4 protein-coding genes and 1 pseudogene are annotated in these 1,938 nt (G+C 64.7%); 4 read left to right on the forward strand and 1 reads right to left on the reverse strand.

The genetic code is table 11. The features are described from left to right. The 4 genes from rplF to rpmD all read left to right on the forward strand — a co-directional run. Positions 1-152, forward strand: a 152-nt coding sequence (gene rplF / locus HC022_RS25285; RefSeq protein WP_167454228.1) for a 50S ribosomal protein L6, incomplete at its 5' end; no start/stop codon positions are given. 11 nt (positions 153-163) lie between these two features. Further along, positions 164-523 carry a 50S ribosomal protein L18 gene (rplR, locus tag HC022_RS25290; RefSeq protein ID WP_008884989.1) on the forward strand — a complete coding sequence of 120 codons (360 nt, stop codon included), beginning with the start codon at positions 164-166 and terminating at the stop codon, positions 521-523. 191 nt (positions 524-714) lie between these two features. Further along, on the forward strand, positions 715-1,302 hold the full coding sequence (rpsE, locus tag HC022_RS25295; protein ID WP_008883567.1) for a 30S ribosomal protein S5: 588 nt from the start codon (positions 715-717) through the stop codon (positions 1,300-1,302). Between the two features lie 5 nt (positions 1,303-1,307). Then, the gene (rpmD, locus tag HC022_RS25300) at positions 1,308-1,496 is read left to right on the forward strand and encodes a 50S ribosomal protein L30 (protein WP_008885932.1); all 189 of its coding nucleotides are present in this window, start codon (positions 1,308-1,310) and stop codon (positions 1,494-1,496) included. A gap of 182 nt (positions 1,497-1,678) precedes the next feature. Here the strand turns inward: rpmD and HC022_RS25305 are convergent. Further along, positions 1,679-1,938, reverse strand: a pseudogene (locus HC022_RS25305) (amino acid ABC transporter ATP-binding protein); the annotation flags it as partial.

A 1,938-nucleotide genomic window follows, 5' to 3' on the forward strand; every position in this document is an offset into this window, starting at 1 on the left:
CGACGGAGATCGTTGTGGAAGGTCACGACATCCAGCAGGTTGGCCAGGTTGCCGCGAACATTCGCGACTGGCGCCGCCCCGAGCCCTACAAAGGCAAGGGTATTCGCTATAAGGGCGAATACATCTTCGCCAAGGAAGGCAAGAAGAAGTAAGGACGCAGACAATGGCACTCAGCAAACGGGAACTGTTCCTCAAGCGCCGCCTGCGCGTCCGGAACAAGCTTCGCAAGGTGAACGCAGGCCGCGTGCGGCTTTCGGTGCACCGTTCGAACAAGAACATCAGCGTGCAGCTGATCGACGACGTGCAGGGCGTGACCCTGGCCTCGGCCTCCTCGCTCGAGAAGGATCTGGGCGTCGTCGGCAAGGGCAACGTGGAGGCCGCCGCGAAGGTGGGCGCCGCGATTGCCGAGCGCGCAAAGGCAGCCGGTGTGGAAGAAGCCTACTTCGACCGCGGCGGTTTCCTGTTCCACGGTCGTGTGAAGGCTCTGGCCGACGCCGCCCGCGAAGCAGGTCTGAAGATCTGATCCGCAGGGTGGGCGCCTGACGCTCACCTGGCGATCGAAACGCGGGGCGGCCCTGTCGCCCCGCTTTCCTGTAGGCGGCAACGCCTCGATGATCCGGGACCCTTCGCTTATCGCAGGGGCTCACCAAGGATCGACACCATCCGGTGCAACGCGTTGAGCCGCGCGCCGACCCTGAACAGAAGGAATGCCAGATGGCAGAACGTGATAACCGCCGGGAAGGCCGTGGTCGCCGCGACCGCGAGGACGCCGCACCCGAATTCGCCGATCGCCTTGTCGCGATCAACCGTGTGTCCAAGACCGTGAAGGGCGGCAAGCGTTTCGGCTTCGCAGCACTCGTGGTTGTGGGCGACCAGAAGGGCCGCGTCGGCTTTGGCAAGGGCAAGGCCAAGGAGGTCCCCGAGGCCATCCGCAAGGCCACCGAGCAGGCGAAGCGCAAGATGATCCGCGTGCCGCTGCGCGAAGGCCGCACCCTGCACCACGATATCGAAGGCCGCCACGGCGCTGGCCGGGTCGTGATGCGCACCGCACCGCAAGGTACCGGTATCATCGCCGGTGGTCCGATGCGTGCCGTGTTCGAGATGCTGGGCGTGCACGACGTGGTCGCCAAGTCGATCGGTTCGCAGAACCCCTACAACATGATCCGCGCCACGCTGGCCGGCCTCGGGCGCGAGCAGTCGCCGCGCAACGTCGCACAGCGCCGCGGCAAGAAAGTGGCCGACATCCTGCCCAAGCGTGAAGACGCTGCGGCCGAGTCGACCCAAGTCGCTGAGGAGGCCTGAGATCCATGGCTAAGACCATTGTTGTCAAGCAGATCGGCTCGCCGATCCGTCGCCCCGAAGTCCAGCGCAAGACGCTGATCGGCCTGGGCCTGAACAAGATGCACAAGACCCGCGAGCTCGAGGACACCCCCGCCGTGCGCGGCATGGTTGCCAAGATCCCGCACCTCGTCGAGATCATCGAAGAGCGCGGCTGAAGCCAGCTCTGACCATGACAGGAAAACGCCCCGGAGAGCCTCTCCGGGGCGTTTTTCTTTGCGTTGACGCGGCGGGGTGGGGCGATCCCGTCTCGGTCAAGAGACCGCTTCAGCGCGCGAAAAAAGGGCCCGCCGGGATGGCGGGCCCTTGCTGTGTCGAGCTGCAACGACGGGCAGTGGGCTCAGTGGCCGAGGATCTGGCTGAGGAACAGCTTCGTCCGCTCGTGCTGCGGATTGTTGAAGAACTCCTTGGGCTCGTTCTGTTCGACGATCTGGCCTGCGTCCATGAAGATCACCCGGTTGGCCACCGCCTGCGCGAAGCCCATCTCGTGGGTCACGCAGATCATGGTCATGCCTTCCTCGGCGAGCGATACCATGGTGTCGAGCACCTCCTTGATCATCTCGGGATCGAGCGCCGAGGTGGGCTCGCCGAAGAGCATGA

The organism is Salipiger sp. HF18 (assembly GCF_011806505.1).
In the GTDB taxonomy this organism is placed as follows: Bacteria; Pseudomonadota; Alphaproteobacteria; order Rhodobacterales; family Rhodobacteraceae; genus Salipiger; species Salipiger thiooxidans.